This window comes from Tenacibaculum sp., from assembly GCF_050290165.1.
GTDB lineage: Bacteria > Bacteroidota > Bacteroidia > Flavobacteriales > Flavobacteriaceae > Polaribacter.
In genome coordinates this window covers 231271-253543 of the sequence record NZ_JBNKHD010000011.1, presented here as the reverse complement: position 1 = coordinate 253543, position 22273 = coordinate 231271, and the positions used below count along the sequence as shown (strand labels likewise).

General features: G+C 32.1%; 17 protein-coding genes. 5 read left to right on the top strand and 12 right to left on the bottom strand.

Going from position 1 to position 22273, the window contains the following annotated elements; all coding sequences use genetic code 11:
- Positions 1 to 24: 24 nt before the first annotated feature.
- The 11 genes from ACQY6M_RS08965 to ACQY6M_RS08915 form a co-directional block, all read right to left on the bottom strand.
- Positions 25 to 531, bottom strand: coding sequence for a GbsR/MarR family transcriptional regulator (locus ACQY6M_RS08965; RefSeq protein WP_428740810.1), 507 nt, complete (start codon positions 529 to 531; stop codon positions 25 to 27).
- A gap of 98 nt (positions 532 to 629) precedes the next feature.
- Positions 630 to 1346: a hypothetical protein gene (locus tag ACQY6M_RS08960; RefSeq protein WP_428740809.1), complete on the bottom strand. Its 717-nt coding sequence runs from the start codon at positions 1344 to 1346 to the stop codon at positions 630 to 632.
- Between the two features lie 6 nt (positions 1347 to 1352).
- A complete protein-coding gene (gene recQ, locus ACQY6M_RS08955) occupies positions 1353 to 3458 on the bottom strand; it encodes a DNA helicase RecQ (RefSeq protein ID WP_428740808.1) in 2106 nt (701 codons plus the stop codon).
- A gap of 71 nt (positions 3459 to 3529) precedes the next feature.
- Positions 3530 to 6697: a S41 family peptidase gene (locus ACQY6M_RS08950; protein WP_428740807.1), complete on the bottom strand. Its 3168-nt coding sequence runs from the start codon at positions 6695 to 6697 to the stop codon at positions 3530 to 3532.
- A 67-nt stretch (positions 6698 to 6764) separates the two neighbouring features.
- Positions 6765 to 7535 (bottom strand): tryptophan synthase subunit alpha, encoded by a 771-nt coding sequence (gene trpA, locus ACQY6M_RS08945; protein WP_428740806.1) that lies wholly within the window; start codon positions 7533 to 7535, stop codon positions 6765 to 6767.
- A gap of 33 nt (positions 7536 to 7568) precedes the next feature.
- On the bottom strand, positions 7569 to 8744 hold the full coding sequence (gene trpB, locus ACQY6M_RS08940; RefSeq protein ID WP_428740805.1) for a tryptophan synthase subunit beta: 1176 nt from the start codon (positions 8742 to 8744) through the stop codon (positions 7569 to 7571).
- Positions 8745 to 8802: 58 nt separating this feature from the next.
- Entirely contained in the window at positions 8803 to 9414 is a 612-nt protein-coding gene (locus ACQY6M_RS08935) for a phosphoribosylanthranilate isomerase (RefSeq protein ID WP_428740804.1), read from the bottom strand.
- A 22-nt stretch (positions 9415 to 9436) separates the two neighbouring features.
- Positions 9437 to 10225, bottom strand: a complete 789-nt coding sequence (gene trpC, locus ACQY6M_RS08930) for an indole-3-glycerol phosphate synthase TrpC (protein WP_428740803.1) — start codon at positions 10223 to 10225, stop codon at positions 9437 to 9439.
- An 82-nt stretch (positions 10226 to 10307) separates the two neighbouring features.
- Positions 10308 to 11294, bottom strand: a complete 987-nt coding sequence (gene trpD, locus ACQY6M_RS08925) for an anthranilate phosphoribosyltransferase (protein WP_428740802.1) — start codon at positions 11292 to 11294, stop codon at positions 10308 to 10310.
- Positions 11295 to 11363: 69 nt separating this feature from the next.
- A complete protein-coding gene (locus ACQY6M_RS08920) occupies positions 11364 to 11942 on the bottom strand; it encodes an anthranilate synthase component II (RefSeq protein ID WP_428740801.1) in 579 nt (192 codons plus the stop codon).
- Position 11943: 1 nt separating this feature from the next.
- Complete coding sequence (locus ACQY6M_RS08915) at positions 11944 to 13335, bottom strand: anthranilate synthase component I family protein (RefSeq protein ID WP_428740800.1); 1392 nt, start codon at positions 13333 to 13335, stop codon at positions 11944 to 11946.
- Between the two features lie 401 nt (positions 13336 to 13736).
- Here ACQY6M_RS08915 and asnB point away from each other — a divergent pair, with 401 nt between their 5' ends.
- The gene (gene asnB, locus ACQY6M_RS08910) at positions 13737 to 15398 is read left to right on the top strand and encodes an asparagine synthase B (RefSeq protein WP_428740799.1); all 1662 of its coding nucleotides are present in this window, start codon (positions 13737 to 13739) and stop codon (positions 15396 to 15398) included.
- A gap of 83 nt (positions 15399 to 15481) precedes the next feature.
- On the opposite strand, the gene ACQY6M_RS08905 is transcribed toward asnB, so the two are convergent.
- Positions 15482 to 16651: a DUF3103 family protein gene (locus tag ACQY6M_RS08905; RefSeq protein ID WP_428740798.1), complete on the bottom strand. Its 1170-nt coding sequence runs from the start codon at positions 16649 to 16651 to the stop codon at positions 15482 to 15484.
- 428 nt (positions 16652 to 17079) lie between these two features.
- Between ACQY6M_RS08905 and ACQY6M_RS08900 the strand changes: the two genes are divergently transcribed.
- From ACQY6M_RS08900 to ACQY6M_RS08885, 4 genes are all read left to right on the top strand, one after another.
- Entirely contained in the window at positions 17080 to 17610 is a 531-nt protein-coding gene (locus ACQY6M_RS08900) for a hypothetical protein (RefSeq protein WP_428740797.1), read from the top strand.
- Between the two features lie 171 nt (positions 17611 to 17781).
- On the top strand, positions 17782 to 18876 hold the full coding sequence (locus tag ACQY6M_RS08895; protein ID WP_428740796.1) for a helix-turn-helix domain-containing protein: 1095 nt from the start codon (positions 17782 to 17784) through the stop codon (positions 18874 to 18876).
- A 295-nt stretch (positions 18877 to 19171) separates the two neighbouring features.
- Positions 19172 to 21109 carry a DNA topoisomerase (ATP-hydrolyzing) subunit B gene (gyrB, locus tag ACQY6M_RS08890; protein ID WP_428740795.1) on the top strand — a complete coding sequence of 646 codons (1938 nt, stop codon included), beginning with the start codon at positions 19172 to 19174 and terminating at the stop codon, positions 21107 to 21109.
- 91 nt (positions 21110 to 21200) lie between these two features.
- The gene (locus tag ACQY6M_RS08885; protein WP_428740794.1) at positions 21201 to 22229 is read left to right on the top strand and encodes a DUF6588 family protein; all 1029 of its coding nucleotides are present in this window, start codon (positions 21201 to 21203) and stop codon (positions 22227 to 22229) included.
- The last annotated feature ends 44 nt before the right edge of the window (positions 22230 to 22273 follow it).

Genomic DNA, 22273 nt, shown 5'->3' with positions numbered 1-22273 from the left:
GAAAGTTTATAAGCAAATTTTTTTTTACTTTTTTATCATTTTAGTAAAGTTTGATAACAGCCAATGCTCATCAGCTTTGATTGCGTTTTCTAGAATACTATTAACTGTTTTAGTTACTGAAGATAGGTCACTCATCACTTTTTTAAATGCTTCTGCCTCATCTGTATTCTCCTTAACATCCTCTTGCAATTCGTTTAATATTTTTAGAACAGGCTCTATTTCTCTTTTCTTACGCTCTTTAGTTATTTGCTTAAATAATTCCCAAATATCCTTATCTGCAACAAAAAACTCTTTTCGTTCTCCTACTACAAACTCTTTACTCACAATACCCCAATCAATCAAAGCACGCACATTCATATTTACATTACCTCTAGAAATTTTAAGAGTTTCCATAATTTCATCAGCAGAAAGTGGTTTAGTTGAAACTAATAATAACGCATGCACTTGTGCCATGGTTTTATTAATTCCCCAACTAGTTGCTAAACTACCCCAAGTATGAATGTATTTTAATTTCGCGTCTTCTAATTTCATAAAGCAAATATACAACTATTTATTAAATTTTCAATTATTTCTGAAAGTTTAATAAATAGTTGTGTTTTTAATCTTTATTCTATTGGATTTATTCTGGTTTATTTTTTTGTTCTAGTTCGTTTGCGAAGTTTAAAAATTCTATCATCATAATAAGCTTTCAATTCATCAACAAATGACATAGGATTTTTATATGTTGTTAAAACTTTGTAGGTATAGCTATCTAACAAATCGGTTAGTTGTTTTTCTAAATGCTCAATCTCATTTTTTAAATAAGTAGCATTACTAGTTGTTTTCTTAACTAATGAAATATCTTTATTAAAATTCATCATTGTATTACCTCCAAAGATATGTGCATGAAAAGCTTCTAACTCTTCTAAGCTTCCGTTTTGATATATTTCTATTAGCTTTGTTGTTGTTTCTAATGCCTTTTGTTGCTCTTTTTCTTGCATTGAAAATTTATCAGGATGCACATACAACATTGCCTCTTTATATAATCTTTTCTTCTCTTTTTGATTTGTTTTTTCTGCTACTTCTTTTTTTGAAATAGGCACAATACCTGTAGGTTCTTTGTAATTTTTTCCTTTTCGCTTTTGCTCTAACCTTTTCTCTTTTTTAACTTTTTTTTGCTCTTTATATAAAATGGTTAACTCTCGTTCTTCTATTAACAAATCAGCAATTGCATTTCGCAACGATTGTTCAAAAGGAAATAGCTTGGTTTCTACTTCTTCAATCTTAACTTTTAACGCTTTAATCTTTTCCTTTAAGTATGAAATAGCGTCTGAATTAGCATCAATAGGAAAATGGTTATCGTTCATAATGCACTATCCTTTCCTTTGTAAAATAGTCAACCCAACTCGTATTTTTTCATACGAAACTTTCTCTCCTAAAAACTCGAAATAGGGTTTTAAAGTAGTTTCATTTTTCAATACTTTTTTGGCATTTGCTACCAAAGCTAACGTATCTGCCTCAATAAATTCATCCAAACTCACGTCTTTTCCTTCTAAGTATAACTTAGATAGGTGAGAAAAAATAGTGGTAGGTTTTAGTCCACGGTTTTCAGCAATCTCTTCGACTGTAAAACCTTCTTTATATAACTTAAAGGTTTCTAAAGTAGTGTCTTTTTTAGTTTTCTTTTTTTCGTTTAAAAAAGTTTTAATCTCCTCCATAAACTCAGCACCATACACTTCTAATTTTCGTTGTCCTACTCCGCTTATTGCCAAAAACTCTTCATCGGACTGTGGTCTTTCGTTTTCTATTTCTCTAAGAGTGGCATCATTAAACACCAAATAGGCAGCTATATCTTCTTCTTGAGCAATTCGATAACGAAGTTTTCTCAAACGTTCAAATAAGGTATCCTTAACTGCTTTTTTCCTCTTTTCTTTTATTGTTTCCTTTACCTCCTTTTGAAATTCTACAGGTGTAGTTAACTGTACTTTTTCTCCTTCAAAGAGCACTTTATTTGAAAAATCGGTAAGCTGTAAACTATTATTTAAATGAAAAGCGATTTGACAATAGCCTTGGTTTGTTAATTGTATTAAATAATGCTGCCAATCTCTCCACGAAATATCTTTTCCAACTCCATAGGTTTTTAACGTTTGGTAATTCTTGTCTAAAACCCCAGTATTTTTTGCTCCTCTTAGCACATCTATTACAGTTCCCATAGCTTCTTTTCCTTGTAATCGATAAATAGCTGATAGTCCTTTTTGCGCGATAACTGTTCCATCAAAAAATTGCGGTGGGTTCTTACACACATCACAATTTCCGCAGTTTTCTTCAATTAATTCTCCAAAATAACTCAATAATATTTTTCTTCGGCAAACCGTAGCTTCAGCAAATTGCTTCATACGCTCTAGTTTTGCCTCTTGCACCTCCTTATTCCCTGTATTTTCAATAAACTGACGCAACTGAATAACATCTGCATAACTATGAAACAGTAAGGCTTTTGCAGGTAATCCATCACGACCAGAACGTCCTATCTCTTGATAATAGCCTTCAATATTTTTAGGCATATTATAATGAATTACCCAACGAACATTCGACTTGTCAATTCCCATTCCAAAAGCAATAGTAGCACAAATGACTTCACAATCATCTTTAATAAAAGCCTCTTGTGTTTTGGATCTTTCCTCAAAAGATAACCCTGCATGATATGCTCGAGCTTCAATATTGTTTTGCTGTAACTTATTAGCTAATTGCTCGGTAGCTTTTCTACTTAAACAATAAATAATTCCTGCTTCATTAGGTTTCTCATTAATAAACTTAATGATTTGTTGTACTCTATCATTTGCAGGACGAACTTCTAACGCTATATTCTCTCTGTTAAAAGAACTAATAAACTGCGTCGCATTAGGTACCGCTAATTGCTCTAAAATATCTTGTTGCGTTGCTTTATCTGCCGTAGCTGTTAATGCAACAATAGGAACTTCAGGTAATGATTTTTTTAAAAATGCTAACTGTTTATAAGAAGGACGAAAATCGTGACCCCACGCAGAAATACAGTGAGCTTCATCAATCGCAATACAACTAATATATGTTTGATTCAATATATTTTGAAGCAAAGACAAACTCTCAGGAGCCACATACAACAGTTTGATTCTTTTATTGATGACAGCCTCAAAAACCGCTTCTTGTTCTTCGGTTGATTGACTACTATTATAAAAAGTAGCTGGAATTCCGTTAGCTTTCAAACTATCCACTTGATCTTTCATCAAGGCTATTAATGGAGAAATCACTAAGGTAATTCCTTCAAAAAACAGTGCTGGTAATTGATAACAAATAGACTTTCCTCCACCCGTAGGCATAATAACCAACGTATCTTTTTTTGATAAAATATTTTCAATAATAGTTTGTTGTTCTAAGCGAAAACTATCGTAACCAAAATTTACTTTTAACTTTTCTAACAACTCTTGTTCTGTAACCTGCATCATTTGGCAAAAATAGCAATAAAAAAAGCGTAGAGTTTAAACTCTACGCTTGATATTCTTAGTGATTTATATTTTTACTTGATATCCTTTAACAACACCTCAACTGCTTTCTTTAATTGAGCATCTTCCCCTCTAGCTTTCCATCCTGGTGCATTCTTCACCAAATAATCTGGTACTGCTGGTGCTTCATTCTCCATATTCTCACCTGTTTTCTTTACATACCATGCTCTAAAAGGCATACGAATCATTCCATTTTGTAAACGTTTACCTCCTGTAGAAATTACTGCTCCAAAGGTTGGTTGCCCCACTAATTTTCCTAAACCTAAGTTTTTAAATGCATGTGAAAAAATTTCAGCGTTTGAATAACTATTTTCATTACATAAAGCCACCATAGGTTTTGTATTTACTGACAAAATAGCTCGTTCATTAAAAGGATAATTTTTATTAAATTTTTGATGATTTTTCAAACTCTTCGCCGCACCTCTCGGAACTGTATACGCATGTTGATCTACATTAAGCACTGCCATTAATCGGTCTGTAGTCCAACCTCCGCCATTGTAGCGAACATCAATAACAATTCCTTTTTTACCATAACCACTTGCTTTTAATTCACGTTCAAAACGCTCAAAACTTGGCATATTCATTCCTTGAATATGAATATATCCTAATTGACCATTGGAATATTCATCTACTAATTTCTTTCTAGAATTTACCCATTCTTCATATTGCAAAGTTCTTAACGAGCTTTCTGGACGCAACACTACATCTTTACCATTGTCTAAACTCAATAAAATCTCTTTTGTTTGTGTATTCTTTAATAAGCTATAGAAATTTGTATTCTTTTCAATTTGTTGTTCGTTAACAGCTGTAATAACATCACCAACTTTTAACTTACTTGAAGATTTATCTGCTACTGAATTTGGTAAAACATAAGAAACCTTAACTCCATTTTTAGTATTCTCTACTTCTAAACCTAATAAACCAATCTTGTCACTTGTATTTCTTGGTGAACTCCCACGATATCCCATGTGACTTGCATTTAACTGCCCTAACAGTAAATTATACATGTACTCATAATCTTCATGAGTAGTAGCCGACAACACCCATGGCTTGTATTTTTTTACTAAAGCATCCCAATTATACCCGTGAAATTCTGGATCGTAAAAACCAGCTGTTAACGCACGAATACCTTCTTCGAAAACTTGTTGATTTAATTTTTCTTTATTTACTGTATAGGTAGCACTATGAGGTAAATTAGTTACTTTATCTGACTTCGTATCTAATTCAGCTAATTTACCTTTAGATGTAAAGTAAATCTTTCCTTTATTATCAGTAAAATTTCCCCCGCTAACAATTCCTTTAATTATTTGAGGCTTACTACCATCCCATTTAACCTTGTAAGTACTTCTTTTCTTAGTTGCTGGATCGGTTGCTGAAAAATAAATAAACTCACTATCTGCACTAAAAACAGGGCTGAACTCATCATCTTGTAAAGAAGTTACTTGTACTAAACGGTCATAAATTTTGTCCTCATCAATTTTTACAATTACTTCTTTCTTCTTTTTCTTAGCTTTTTTATCATTTTTATCTTCAGCTTCTTCTTCCTTATTTTCAGGATAATAAGCTCCTTCTTCGTGATCTAACTTTGTTTTTTCCCAATCAGATTTTTCTAACCAAACCATCCATACATCATAATTGATTCCATTTCTATTCGATAAGAATGCTAATTTTTTCCCATCTGCACTCCAAACTGGATTACGATCACTTCTTGGATGCATAGACACATTCATTTTTGTTGATGGGTTTGCCACAGACTGAATAAAAATTTCACTATCAAAATTTAAATCTTCTTGTGAATATGCAATGTACTTACTATCTGGACTCCATGAAACCCCTTCTGTTGCTGCCCAAGAATTTGAATACTCTTTAGGGTTTACTATTTTTCTTTTTTTAATATCAGCAATCATCAAAACTCCTCTTCCAACCTGATACGCTATTTTTTTACCATCAGGTGAAACTAAAGAATATTCAATATCTTCTTTACTATTTGTTAGTTTAGATACTTTTGTTTTTAAACTACGATGTAATCCGACCAAAGTATCAGTAGACACAGCACTATATAATTGGTACACCCCTTCTCTATCTGATGAAAAAACAACTGTTTTATCATCTAACCATTGTGGGTTTATATCTCTATATGGATGCTTACTTACATTGTTTGAATGCTTCTTTTCTTTGTTATTTTCTTTTACAAAGATCTCTCCATTAATTTCAACTGCAATATTTTTTCCATTAGGTGAAACTGCATAACTATTAACTTCGTTTGTAACGGTTTTAGTTTCTTCCTCTGCAAAACGATTATCTGACACAATCTTCAAATCAATTTTTTGATTTTTCCCTTTCTCAAATTTATAAGTATCAATTCCACTTAAGTACACAATGGTTCCATTATTACTTACCGAAAAAGTACGAACTCCATCTTTTGTCTGTTTTGTTAATTGAGTTGCTTTTCCGCTTACAGTTCCGTTAGCTGAAATTTGTTGTTTATAGATATTATATCGTCCACTTTCTGCGCCTATATAATATAAGTTTCCTTCAGCATCCCAAGCTGGTGAATGATCATTTTTATTACTTGTAGTTATTTGATTGTACTGATTTGTTTCTGTATTATAAATCCAAACATCTCGTTGTGCTGAACCTATATAATCTTCACGAGAAATGCGACAAGCTCCTTTGGTAAAAGCAATTAATTTTCCATTAGGAGACACTGATGCCATTTCTCCATATGCAGTTAACAAACGACGAGGTGTTTCTCCTTTTACATTCACTGCATACATTTGTTTATCCCACTCTGGACCTTTTAATACACGAGCTGTAGTAAAAACAATGTCTCCTTCTTTCGTCCAATCAGTAGGTGTATTGGTGGTTGGATAATACGTTAATTGTTTAGGTTTCCCTCCATTTACCGATGTTATAAACAAGTTATCATTTCCTTTTCTATCAGATGAAAATGCTAATTCTGTTCCATCTATATTCCATACCGGATTACTTTCATATCCTTTATTAATGGTCAATCTTTTAGTTTGTTGGGTGTTAAAATTGTACAACCAAATATCACCATAATAACTAAATGCTATTTGAGATGCATCTGGGCTAATAGCTGGTTTACGTATAAAAGTTTGTTGAGCTGGCAAGAAGTTACTTGCTAATAATGCCAGCCCTAAGAATATCTTTTTGGTCATGTTTTTTTTATTTAGAGTGACCAAATTAATTCTTTACTATTATATTTTTACTAAAATTAGGAATACATTAACACTTCTTAACATTTGAAACAAAGTCAGACACCCCTTTCACTCCATCTTTATCTAAACTCTTAATAAAAGCAGATCCTATAATTGCTCCGCTTGCATATTCGCAGACAGTAGAAAATGTTTTTTGGTCAGAGATTCCAAAACCTACAATGAGTTTACTTTTTAAATTCATATTTTGAATTCTTCTAAAATAAGCTATCTGTTCTTCGGAAATTTCTCCTTTAGCTCCAGTTATAGAAGCCGAAGCAACCATATAAATAAAAGCTTTGGTTAAGCTATCAATTTTACGAATACGCTCTTCGGAAGTATGTGGTGTAATTAAAAACACATTTGTGAGTCCATAGTTATCAAATAATTGTTGGTAATGATTTTCATATTCTACCATTGGTAAATCAGGAATAATTACAGTATCAATTCCGCAATCTCTCACTTTTTGACAAAACTTATCTTCTCCATATTTAATAATTTGATTCAAATATCCCATTAACACCAAAGGAGTGTTATTCGTGTTTTTTATAGAAGATAACTGTTCAAAAACCACATCGAGATTCATACCATTTCTCAGTGCTACATCACTACTATGTTGAATGGTTGGTCCATCAGCTAACGGATCAGAATACGGCAAACCTACTTCAATAAAATCTACTCCGCTATTGCTTAACTCAGCAATAACTTTTGTGGTATCTTCTAATTTTGGAAAACCTGCGGTAAAGAAAATAGATAATAAATTATTTTCTTTTTGGTTGAATATGTTTTGGATTGAGTTCATTTCTAATAGCTTTTTGCTATTAGCCAGAGGCTATTAGCTTAAATGTTTTATATATGTTTCTAAATCTTTATCACCTCTACCTGATAAATTCACCACAACTACTTGATCTTTGTGTAAATCCATTTTTGGTAATACTGCCAAGGCATGTGCACTTTCTAAGGCAGGAATAATCCCTTCTATTTTTGTCAGTTCATATGCTGCATCTAAAGCTTCTTTATCAGTAGCATTCATAAATTTTGCTCGTTTCGTTTCATGTAAATAGGCATGCAACGGTCCCACTCCTGGATAATCCAATCCTGCGGAAATAGAATAAGGTTCTACGATTTGCCCATATTCATCTTGCATTAATATTGTTTTACTTCCGTGGATTACCCCTACTTCTCCTAATTGAGAGGTTGCGGCACTTTCACCTGAATCTACTCCTAATCCTGCTGCTTCAACAGCAATCAATTCAACTTCTTCGTCTTCTAAATAATGATAAAAAGCACCTGCAGCATTACTTCCTCCTCCTACACATGCTATAATGGTATCAGGATTTTCTTTACCCGTTTGTTCTTTCAATTGCACTTTCATTTCCTCAGAAATGACTGCTTGTAAGCGAGCCACCATATCTGGATACGGATGTGGCCCTACCACAGAACCAATTAAATAATACGTATCTGGATGTTGAATCCAATAACGAATAGCTTCGTTTGTAGCATCTTTCAGCGTTTTACTTCCACTAGTAGCTGGCACTACTTTTGCCCCTAACATTTTCATACGAGCTACATTTGGTGCTTGACGCTTGATATCAGTTTCTCCCATAAAAACAACACATTCCAAATCCATTAAAGCACAAACCGTCGCAGTAGCCACACCATGTTGACCTGCACCTGTTTCAGCAATAATCTTGGTTTTTCCTAAATGTTTTGCTATCAAAATCTGACCTACCGTATTGTTTACCTTATGTGCTCCCGTATGATTTAAATCCTCTCGCTTTAAATAAATAGTAGCTCCGTATTTCTCTGACAATCTCTTTGCTAAATACAATGGACTCGGACGGCCAACATAATGCTTCAACAAATCTTTATATGCTGTTTGAAACTCTTCAGATTCTATAATTTGTATATAATTATCTTCTAATTCTTTTACGTTTGGGTACAATAATTCAGGAATAAATGCTCCTCCAAATTGCCCATAATAACCGTTATTGTCTGGTTGAAATTTCATCTTATTATCGTATATTATTTAGTTACAGAGAGATTTCTTACTTCGTTCGAAATGACGCTTAACTCTTTTTGACTAATATTTCTTTAAACTTCTTTAATTCTTTTACTGATTTTACTCCTGATTTTGTCTCAAACTTGCTATTTACATCGATGGCATGGCAATATTGAGATACTTCTCTTTTAAAAAACGATTGTAATTCGTCTATCCCTTCTAAACCTATTCCTCCACTTAAAAAGTAAGGTTTTGTCGAATTATAATTTTTTAAAATTCCCCAATTAAACACTTCTCCATTTCCTCCTCGTTCTTTTCCTTTTGTGTCAAACAAAAAGTAATCAACCACCTCTTCATAGGGTTTCAAAATTTCAAAATTAAATTCGTCTTTAATTCCAAACACCTTAATAATTTCTACTTTTGGTAAATGTTGTTTTAACTCTTTTATATAATCGATTGTTTCATCTCCATGTAACTGAACTACATTCAGTCGATACTCTTCAACCAATGAAACTACTATTTCTACATACTCGTTAACAAAAACACCAACTTTTTTAATTCCTTTGGGTAATTCTGGAATAATTCCTTCAAAATTTCTCGGTGATTTTTCATAGAAAATAAACCCTAAATAATCAGGTTGTAATTCAGCCACTTGCTGAATATTCTCTATGAACTTCATTCCACAAACTTTTAGTTTCATTTTATCTTATTTGATTAATAAACTCTTGACATGCTTGTCCTGGGTTTTCTGTCTTCATAAAGTTTTCACCTATTAAAAAACCTTGAAAATCGTATTCTTTTAACCCTGTTATTATTCTTGGGTTAGAAATTCCACTTTCAGAAACTTTTATTGCACTTGTTGGAATTTGATTTGCTAACTTTATAGAGTGTTCTAAATCCACTTCAAATATTTTTAAGTTTCTATTGTTAATTCCTATGATTTTATTATCCAATTCTCCTATTTTATCTAAATCTTCCTGTGTATGGATTTCATACAAGACTTCCAATCCTAAATCATGAGCTAATTGTCCGTAGTTTTTTAATTCTTGCGCTGTTAAGCAAGTCGCTATTAGTAAAATCACATCAGCACCAATAGCTTTGGCTTCTACTATTTGAAATCCATCAACAATAAAATCTTTTCTTAAAATAGGTTTCTGCTCATTAATCGTTCTTGCTTCCATCAAATCTGCCATGGTACCTCCAAAAAATGATGTATCTGTTAAAATCGATAATGCTGCAACGTTAGCATCTAAATACCCTTCAACAACTTCAGAAACAGTAACTTTATCATTGATAATCCCTTTAGAAGGTGATTGACGTTTAAATTCTGCTATAATTCCTGTTGAATACGGATCCAACAATGATTTTTTTAGTGAAATTGGCTGTCTTTTAAAATTTGGACTTTCCACTAATTTTTTAACTGGAACCTCAGCTTTGATTTTTGCTACTTCCCTTTTTTTAAATGCGATGATTTTATCTAATATTGTCATTTTATTTTCTTCTTTTACTAAAAGATTCCTTCATTTCTACTTCGACAAATCTTAGTGTCCGTTCGGAATGACTATTTTTATTTTAATTTACTAATTTCTCTAATGATTGTTTCGCTTTTAATCCTAATAACGAATCTTTTACTTCTTCAAAAGCAACTTCAAAACTCTTATGTTTATCAATAGTTTTTAAGGCAAATGCAGCATTTGTTAACACTACATTGTTCTGTGCTTCTGTTCCTTTTCCTTTAATAATATTAACAAATATTTCGGCAGCTTCTTTAACGGTATTTCCTCCAAAAATATCGGATGGAGCAATTTGCTTTTGTCCTAAATCAGATGGAGAAACTTGTTGCTCAGCTTCTTTAGTAAATAATTTAAAATCTCCTGTTAATGAAATTTCATCATATCCATCTAATGCATGTACTACTCCATAATTTGTATTGGATTGTTGCAGCATGTAATTGTATACTCTAGCCACCTCTAAATTAAACACACCTACCAACTGATTTTGTGGTTGACTTGGATTTACCAGCGGCCCCAACATATTAAAAAATGTTTTTACCCCTAATTCTCTACGGATCGGAGCTACTACCTTCATCGCTGGGTGAAATAAAGGAGCATGCAAAAAACAAATGTTTGCTTCTTCTAACTGTCGCTTCAATGTAGTTTCATCATTTGTAAAATTATACCCTAAAAACTCTAGCATATTAGAGGATCCTGAGGCTGAAGAAACTCCATAATTTCCATGTTTAGCTACTTTATTACCTGTTCCTGCAACAATAAATGAAGTTAATGTTGAAATGTTGAACGTGTTTTTTCCATCACCTCCTGTTCCACATAAATCAATAGTATTAAAATCTGATAAATCTACTTTTATCGCTAACTCCAACAAAGCTTCTCTAAATCCAGATAATTCATCTACTGAAACCGGACGCATTAAAAACACGGTAATAAATGCAGCTATTTGTGAAGCATTGTATTTTTCTTGTGCAATGTTTATCAACACTTCTTTCGATTGCTCTTTGGTCAATCGTTTTTGTTCAAATAGAGTGTTTAGTATTTTTTTCATTTCTTTTTTGTTTTCTACAGAATAAGTTGACTCTCTTTTAACAGATTTCTCACTTCGTTCGAAATGACATTATTTATTTACACTTTCTATAAAATTCTGAATCATCTTTTTACCTTCTGGTGTTAAGATACTTTCTGGGTGAAACTGAACTGCTTCAATAGCAAATTCTTTATGACGTAATGCCATAATACTTCCATCTTCGTCAATTGCAGTCACCTCTAATTCCTCTGGAAAATTAGTATGAGAAGCAATCCAAGAATGGTAACGAGCTGCTTCAAATGCTTCTGGAATATCTTTAAAAGTGACTGTATCACTTTTAGTCACTTTCATTTCTGTAGCAACTCCGTGAAAAACCTCGCTTAAATTTTCTAATTCCCCTCCAAAAACTTCAGTAATGGCTTGCAAACCTAAACAAACTCCAAAAATTGGAATTTTACCAGCATACGTTTTGATAGTTTCTTTTAAAATACCTGCTTCATCAGGAATTCCTGGTCCTGGTGATAGAATAATAGCATCATAATTTTTAATTTCTTCTACAGAAATTTCATCGTTACGATACACATCAGGCAACTTCCCTGTGATATCTTCTACATAATGTACCAGATTGTAGGTAAATGAGTCGTAGTTATCTAAAATTAGTATATCCATCTTATATGTTTTCTGCTAACACTAATGCTTTTTTTAATGCTGCTAATTTGTTATTTACTTCTTGTAGTTCGTTTTCTTCTTTCGAATTGATTACTATTCCAGCTCCTGCTTGATAAAACAAGGTATTGTTTTTACTCACGAAAGAACGAATCGCAATAGCTTGATTTACATTTCCGTTTAAACCAATAAAACCAACACATCCACCATAAAACCCTCGAGTTTGATTTTCATAGGTATCTATCAATTCCATGGCTTTGTATTTTGGAGCTCCACTTAGTGTCCCTGCTGGAAACGTATCTCCTACAATTTCTATCGGATTTCCTGTAATTTTACCTGTTACTGTTGATACCAAATGAATTACATGACTAAAATACTGTACTTCTTTATAGGTTTCAACGGTTACGTTAGTTGCATGTTTACTTAAATCATTTCTTGCTAAATCAACTAACATTACATGTTCTGCATTCTCTTTCGGATCATTAGCTAATTCTTTAGCTAATTTTCTATCTTTCTCATCGTCTCCTGTTCTTCGAAAAGTTCCTGCTATTGGATTGATTACTGCCTGACCTGCATCAATTTTAATTTGCGCTTCTGGTGAAGACCCCATCAATTTAAAACTTCCGTAATCAAAATAGAACAAATAAGGTGACGGATTGATGGAACGTAAAGCTCTATACACATTAAATTCGTCTCCTTTAAACTGTTGTTGAAATTGACGCGATAACACCAACTGAAAAACATCTCCTCTCTTGCAGTGTTCTTTTGCTTTCACTACATTCTGCTTAAATTCTTCATCTGTAATATTAGAAGTTTCTTCTCCTTGAAAAGTAAAATCGTATTGAGCAAACGATTGAGAATTTACCAAATTTTCTACCTCAGATAATCGAGAGTCTTCACCTTCAGAAATATTCTCTATCAAAATCATTTCATTTTTAAAATGATTGATTGCCACAATAAATCGAAAAAAACTGTATTGTAATAATGGGATGTTAGAAGGTGCTTTTTTAGAGTTAAGCTTTATGGTTTCAAAATATTGAACTGCATCAAATGTAGTATACCCATACAACCCATTGAATGACTTAATCTCTTCTGAACAATCCACTTCAATTAAATTACTGTACGCATCAAACTTTCCATAAAAATCTCTTTGTATAGATTCTCTTTTCTTTTCTTCTTTTTTATAAAACAATAACAGTTCATCATTTTCTGCCTTAATTGTCACCAAAGGTTCTATACATAAAAATGAATAGCTATTTTCTTTACTGTGATAATCAGAACTTTCTAACAGTAAACTATTTGCATACTTATCTCTTGTTCTTAAGTACAAACTTACTGGCGTAACCATATCCGCCAATTGTTTTTTTGCTATCGTTTTAAATTTTATTTTTTTCATTTTAGTTTGATGTATAAAAACAAAAAAGGCTTATCATGAGATAAGCCTTTTCTTTGTATTATAGATATAACAAGATGGTCTCACTAACGTAAGTTATGAGTTTTCCACCACCAGTTATTTAATTGTTGATTCATCATTATGGCACAAATGTATAAAGTGATTTTGATTTTTACAAAATTTCTTTCAATTTATTTCTGCTACCTAAAAACTATAAGCTTTAACATACTTTTCTGCAAAAACAATTTACATTTTAAATAAAAAATAATTAAAAAAGCTATAATTTAAAACCATTTAAACAGTTTTAATTTACAAAAACAAACAACATCTAGTTATTTGCATTGTAAATAAAACGAATCAATAATTACATCCTGAAATAAATTAAGGATACAAAATGTAAAATTATGTGTGGAATTGTATGTGCTTTCGATTTGAAAGAAAAATCTGAGAAACTGAGACCTCAAATTTTAGAGATGGCTAAGAAAGTTCGTCATAGAGGTCCAGATTGGAGTGGTATTTATAGTGATGAAAAAGCTATAATGGCGCATGAACGATTAGCTATTGTTGACCCTGCTTCAGGACAACAACCTTTATTTAGCCATGATCGTCGATTTGTGTTAGCTGCCAATGGAGAGATATACAACCACAAGGAAATTAGAAAACAACTTAAAGAGCAACACGAGTTTTTAACAAAATCTGACTGCGAAGTTATCTTAGCTTTATACAAAGAAAAAGGTGTTGAGTTTTTAGATGATTTAAACGGAATTTTTGGTTTCGCGGTATATGATTCCATTACTGATGAATATTTGGTAGCTCGTGATCATATGGGAATCATCCCCTTATATATGGGATGGGATAAAAACGGTACTTTCTATGTTGCTTCTGAATTAAAAGCTTTGGAAGGAGTTTGCAACAAAATTGAAGTATTTCCTCCTGGGCATTATTACACTCGTGAAGATGGATTGCAACAATGGTATTCTCGCGACTGGATGGAATATGAAGCCGTTAGAGACAACCTAACTTCAATTGATGAAGTACGTGATGCTTTAGAAGCCGCTGTTCACCGTCAATTAATGAGTGATGTACCTTACGGAGTTTTATTATCTGGTGGCTTGGATTCTTCTATTACCTCAGCTATTGCTAAAAAATATGCAGCTAAGCGTGTCGAATCTGACGATAAAGATGCTGCATGGTATCCTCAATTACATTCATTCTCTATTGGTCTAGAAGGCTCTCCTGATTTAGCAGCTGCAAAAAAAGTATCAGAACATATAGGTACTATTCACCATGAAATCACTTTTACCATTCAAGAAGGATTGGATGCTATAAAAGATGTGATTTATAACCTAGAAACTTATGACATCACTACTGTTCGTGCTTCCACTCCTATGTATTTAATGGCACGTGTTATAAAATCGATGGGAATAAAAATGGTCTTATCTGGTGAAGGTGCTGACGAACTTTTTGGAGGGTATTTATACTTCCACAAAGCGCCAAACGCTGAAGAATTCCACAAAGAAACAGTACGAAAATTAGATAAACTATATCAATACGATTGTTTACGTGCTAACAAAAGCCTAATGGCTTGGGGAATTGAAGGACGTGTTCCATTTTTAGATAAAGAATTTATGGATGTTGCTATGCGTATTAACCCAGAAGATAAAATGATTAATGGTGAACGTATGGAAAAATGGGTGTTGCGTAAGGCTTTTGAAAGCTATTTACCAAAAGAAGTAGCCTGGAGACAAAAAGAACAATTCTCTGACGGAGTTGGGTATAACTGGATTGACACTTTGAAAGAAGTAGTAGAAATTGCTGTTACTGATGAAATGTTGGAAAACGCCGCACATCGTTTCCCTACCCAAACACCAAGAGCTAAAGAAGAATATTACTATCGTACCATATTTGAAGAGCATTTTCCTAGTGAAGCGGCTGCATTAACAGTTCCTTCAGTACCTTCAATTGCTTGTAGTACCCCTACCGCATTGGCTTGGGATGAAAGTTTTCAAAACCAAAACGAACCTTCAGGTAGAGCCATCAAAGCTGTACACGAAGACGCTTACTAAGAAAAATTCTTAGTCTTTCAAATTTTAGTTGTGAAAAAAAACCTCGCTAAATAGCGAGGTTTTTATATTTACTCTTCTCATTTTTAATTTGAAGCTATAAAATAAGGTGATAAGTTCACTTTTGCATTTCCTCTTGCTCCATAATAATTTGTATAGCTTTTATTCTTTTCAATAGTATAAAAAGAATCTACATAATCATCATTATTGGTATACCAGCTATCTGGCATTGCTTGAATTATAGCCCCTGCAACTTGTCCTAGAACACTTACCCAAGGCTGAGTTGATACAGTTCCTATAATCTGAAATACACCATTTATAATTGCAGAAACTAAATCCTTATAATTCACATTATCATCTTTTTCAAATAATTGAATATTAGCTGCCTGATATTGGTAATCATCCCAAAACAACATAATCTGATTTGGATAATAATCTGTACCATCATAATCTAAATAATACATAGGTATCACCTTAATTTCCGGATTATTATCTCCATCTTTTATACCTGATGTAATTGCATAAACTTCAGCCGCCCCACTTATCCAAGGCTCTTCATCATCATTCAACCTAATCTTATCTAATTTTGTTGTTTCTAGACCTGCACTTTTTGAAGAGACAGTTTGCATATTCAAATCATTAAATCTAGCATTTTGAACTCCTTCTTCTCTAAGATATTTATTCATGTATGCTACCTCTCTTTTTAATGTTTCAAAGCCATCTGTTTCAATTACAATTACTGGTTGGTTGGGTGCTTCGTTTACATCTAAAAACACCTCTTTTTTATCAATAGTAAAAGCTTTAATTTTTGACCAAGTACTTTCATCTCCTTTAGGAGCAAAAGAGAATAAAACATTAGAGAAATCAATATTCCCTTTTGGGTTATTCATCCAAACTTCAACAATTTCTATCTTGTCTGGAGCCTCTTCTTGGTTTGCTCTTTTTTCTAATGTGCTTGTTTCTTTAACCAAGCTTTTATATGATTCTTGATTTTGGACAAACTCAGACGTTTTCTCTAAAATGTCTGACATCACTACACTAGGCTTTTGATTTTTAAGCAACTCCAACGTAACTTTTTCAAAATCTTTGTTTTGCATTAAGTCGATAAACTTAAGAGCTACCTCTTCCTTATTTACCAAGTTTAATTCAGCTTGTTCAGAAGGTTCTAATTGAGTATTTAGCTCATCAGAACTATTACAACTTACTACAAATAATGAAACCAATAAGGTTTTCAAAAGAAATCGGGGGGTTTTCATTTTTCTTAATTTTAATGTTATTTAATTTTTACTTAAACATACAAAAAAATATACATAAATCAACAAAAAAGCAAAAACTAAACAAAAAACTTAAACAAAATAACATTTTAACAAAAAAAATATATTTTATTAACATTATATAATACTTGTTCCTCTGAAAAATAATACTTCATTAATCTAATTATTTAATAACACTTTAACTAACTAAAACATATAAGCTGTATTCTTAGCTTGTTGGGTTAAGTTTTAATCTTTTTACAAAATACTTAAGGTTATGTTAAACCTTGTCCTTTGAATCATTTTTAATATTAATATGAACAATTTTGATAATTCTTTATCAATCTCATATCTAATTTTGTTCTTCCAAAAGCTGAATACCATTTAACATTATACTCCTTGCTTTTTAACAACCATAAAATCTTAGTATTATGAAAAAATTTGTACTTGGTTTATTTCTTCTAGGCTTAACCAACCTAGTCCATTCGCAAAACAATGGCACTGCTACTAACATTATTTTAGAACCCGTTACTATTAAACCATTAAACTTAAGTTACCTTAAAGAAGTTCAACACGAAGACACTCCAGAATTAGTTAAAAATCTAGAAAATGAGGCTGCTAGATATGATATCACAGAAGACCCTATTTTTGACAGAGAATTTGAAGCTTACGAAGTTATATTTGAAACAAAAAAAGACGGAGGAACTACCGGTTTAATTACTGCTACTTATGATTCAGAAGGTAAAATTTTAAGTTCTATTGAACACTACAAAAATGTACTACTCCCTAAAACTGTAAGAACTGCTATTTTAAATAAATATCCTGGATGGAGCATATACAAAGATGTTTATCTAGTTACTTACAGAAACAATAGTAATTCAAAAAAAGTATTTAAAGTTCAAGTTAGAAAAGATGGGCAACGAAAAAACTTAAAATTAGATTACGACGGTAACATTCAATAAAATACAAATCTTTAAAAAGAATACTCTCCCAATAAAAAAGTATTTTACTATTGAGTAAAATACTTTTTTATTCCAGTCTGTAACAATATCGTTTTTCTGTATAAAATTAGAGTTTTTCCCCTTTAACACCTAGTTAACGATTTATTACTCTTTTATTTATTAATTTTATACATGTCGGTATATTTAATTCAACATATAACCAATAATAAAATAACAGTAGATTTTGTTGTATCTTTTTACACTAAACTACAAAGAATATATCATGAGAAGTGTTTTAACTGTTGGGTAGATTATAAAAAGAATAGTGTATTCTTTCTGATAAAAGCTGTGGATAAGGAATTTATCAAACAGTTGTACCGTAATTCTCCCAATATTACTCCTTATAGAATATCTCAAGTTAACAGTAACTTAGCATATGCCTTTTTAAATAGTAAACAACAAATCAGAAACTTACAATTAAATTCAATAAATGACTCAAAAAAATATTTAATAATCTTAACCCCTAAAACGCTTAATAAAAAATTATGGCATAATAAACTTAGCAAAATAGATGCTTTTGAAACCTACTTATATAAAAAGGCAATCATTCAAAATCTTATTCATTCATATGATGGTATCCATCATAATATTAAAGACAAAGGTATTTTTGCCATATTCTCTTCTGGCAATAAAGCATTAGAGTGCTGTATTTCAATTCAAAATAAATTAAACCAAAAAAAAGATGTTTTTTCTCTAAAAACCCTTCTCTATTCATATTATGAAAACGATGAAGATAAAATAACAACTAATAAAATAACGACCCTTTTGGATTCATTAAACATCTTAAACACTAAAGAACAGCTAGTTTTTTCATCAAACATCCAAAACTTATATAAAAATCACTTTATAAACAACAAATCTGATAAAAAAATTAAATGGTTATACCCTGAAGAAGAAGCATTTTTATTTTCCCTTATTAATATTCTTTCTAACAATTATCACAATCCTAAATTTAATATCTCTGCTATTTGTAAATTAATGATGATGTGTAAAACCAAATTATACAGAAAATGTAAAATAATTACTGGAAAATCTATTAATCAAGTATTAAAAGAATTTAGACTTTTAAGGTCATTGAATTCATTAACACAAAACAAAGCTAACATTAATCAAACCTCAATAGATATGGGATTTAGTAGTAGTTCTTACTTCTCAAACTGCTTTAAAAAACAATTCGGAATTTCTCCTAACCAATTACTAAAACAACAATTACGCCTTACATACTAAATATCTTACCTTTTATCTCCTTATATACCACAATGAATTGCTCTAAAAATTCACTTTTAAGCCATTTTTCAACTTATAGCTTTTAATTACCTAATAAAAAAACACTAAAACCTCACACAAAGGCATTTTCAAGCGTTTTAAGACACTTTTTTCTTTTAAATAAATGTTGATAATTTTTAAACCAAACAGCTTAAAAACTTTATTTTAAGGTTAAAAAACCGTAAATTTGTAAGACAAAAGAAGTCGCTTTCGGGCGATTTTTTCACGAAAAGACTTAAACTTAATTCACTTAATAATGAGCGAAGAAAAAAAACATAATTATTCAGCCGACAGTATCCAAGCACTGGAAGGAATGGAACACGTACGTATGCGTCCATCCATGTATATTGGTGATGTTGGTGTACGTGGTTTACACCACTTGGTATACGAAGTAGTAGACAACTCTATTGATGAAGCTTTAGCTGGGCACTGTGATACTATTTCAGTTACTATTAACGAAGATAACTCTGTCACAGTTATTGATAATGGTCGTGGTATACCTGTTGGTTTACATAAAAAAGAAGGAGTTTCTGCTCTTGAAGTAGTAATGACTAAAATTGGTGCTGGTGGTAAATTTGACAAAGATTCTTATAAAGTATCCGGAGGTTTACACGGTGTTGGAGTTTCTTGTGTGAATGCACTTTCAGATCATTTAAAAGCTACTGTATACAGAGAAGGAAAAGTTTGGCAACAAGAGTACGAACGTGGTAAAACTTTATATCCAGTAAAAACTATTGGTGAATCTGATATTACAGGTACTGAGGTTACATTTTTACCAGACAGGTCAATCTTTCAACAAACCATCGTATACAATTATGATACCTTAGCTACTCGTATGCGCGAATTAGCATACTTAAACAAAGGTATCACCATTACGCTTACTGATAAACGTGAACAAGATGATGAAGGGAATGACATTTCACAAATATTCCACTCTACGGAAGGTTTATCAGAATTTGTAAAGTTTTTAGATGGCACAAGAACGCAAATCATTCAAGATGTGATTGCTATGGAAGGGGAGAAAAATGGAATTCCTGTTGAAGTAGCAATGGTTTACAACGATTCGTATGCTGAAAACTTACATTCATACGTAAACAACATTAACACACACGAAGGAGGTACACACTTATCCGGTTTCCGTCGTGGATTAACAAATACTTTAAAAAAGTATGCAGATGATTCTGGGTTACTTAAAAATGTAAAATTTGAGATTTCTGGGGATGACTTCCGCGAAGGATTAACAGCGATTGTATCGGTAAAGGTTGCAGAACCTCAGTTCGAAGGACAAACCAAAACCAAATTAGGTAACCGTGAAGTTACTTCTGCAGTATCGCAAGCGGTATCTGAAATGTTAACGGATTACTTAGAAGAAAACCCAAATGATGCTAAAACCATCGTTCAAAAAGTAATTTTAGCAGCTCAAGCGCGTCACGCAGCTCGTAAAGCTCGTGAAATGGTGCAACGTAAAACTGTAATGAGCATTGGAGGATTACCTGGTAAATTATCAGACTGTTCTGAAACTGATCCAGCTGTTTGTGAAATATTCTTAGTTGAGGGAGATTCTGCAGGTGGTACTGCAAAACAAGGTCGTGACCGTAACTTCCAAGCTATTCTTCCTTTAAGAGGTAAAATCTTAAACGTAGAAAAAGCAATGCAACATAAAGTTTTTGAGAATGAAGAAATCAAAAACATGTTTACTGCATTAGGGGTTACTATTGGTACCGAAGAAGATCCTCGTGAATTAAACTTAACAAAATTACGTTACCATAAAGTGGTTATTATGTGTGATGCCGATGTTGATGGATCTCACATTGCTACCTTAATTTTAACATTCTTCTTCCGTTACATGCGTGAAATGGTAGAACAAGGATATGTATACATTGCTACTCCTCCTTTATACTTAGTGAAGAAAGGGCAAAAACGCGAGTATGCTTGGGATGACAATCAACGTGATTTAATTGCTCAAAAAATGGGTGGTGGAGTAACTATTCAACGTTATAAGGGTCTTGGAGAGATGAATGCTGAACAATTATGGGATACTACTATGAACCCTGAGTTTAGAACCTTACGACAAGTTACTATTGACAACTTAACAGAGGCTGACAGAATCTTCTCTATGTTAATGGGAGATGAAGTTCCACCTCGTAGAGAGTTCATCGAAAAGAATGCTAAATATGCAAATATCGACGCATAATTAAATAGACTATATCTAAAAAAGCTCAATAAAATTATTGAGCTTTTTTTTTATTTTATACTTTTAGCAACTTAAAACATAACCCCATATTATGAAAAAAATTAAATTATTAGCTTTTCTTTTTCTAATATCTTCTTCACTATTTTCACAAGTGGTAGATACTGGTTTTGAAGCAATTCTATTAGCCCCAAAAAATGATGCAAATAAACTTGTTAACGCTTATATGAATCCTGCTATGAAGGGATTAATTTACAGTATGAATAACGGTTGGTACCATACCGCCAAAGTGCACAAAAAGTTTGGTTTTGACATCTCAATCGGTTTTAATGGTTCAATGATTTCTTCTAAAGATGAAACTTTTGCTTTTAAAGATTTAAATTTATCAAGTGATGTTATTCCTTTACAAGCGACTACCCCAACCGTTGCTGGGGAAGATTCAAATAAAGCGATAGTTGATGTTAATACAGATATTAATGGCACTCCTGTTACTGCAAGATTCGAAATGCCAGGAGGTATTAAAGATGATCTTCCTTTAAATGCTGTTCCTGCTCCAGCTATTCAAGCAAGCATGGGATTACCTTTTAAAATGGATGTTATTTTACGATTTGTTCCAAAAGTAGGTAGCGATGATGTAAAAGGAGGCTTGTTTGGTATAGGATTAAAAAAAGAAATTACTGATTGGTTTGGTCCTTTAGATAAAACCCCTTTACATGTTTCCTTATTAGCCACATATACAAATATGGGAGTCGATTACACTATTGTAGATGATAACTCTAGCGATAATATTGATATAGAAAACGGTAAAGTTGACTTTGATTTGAACTCGTATACTGTGCAGGCAATTGCTTCTTTAAATTTTCCTGTAATTAATGTATATGGAGGTGTTGGATATACTGGAGGTTCTTCAAGCATGAATATGTTAGGTACTTATACTTTAAGATATAATGGTTTAGCTCAACCACGTGTTTTAACAGATCCTTTAAACATAAAATCTAATGCTAGTGGCTTCAAAGCTACATTAGGTACTCGTTTAAGCGTAGGTTTCTTTAAATTATTTGCAGACTATACACTTCAAGAATACAATGCCTTTAACGCTGGTATTGCTTTTAGTTTTAGATAAAGCTCACTTTATAAAATGCATTATATAAAAATCCTATTAATTAC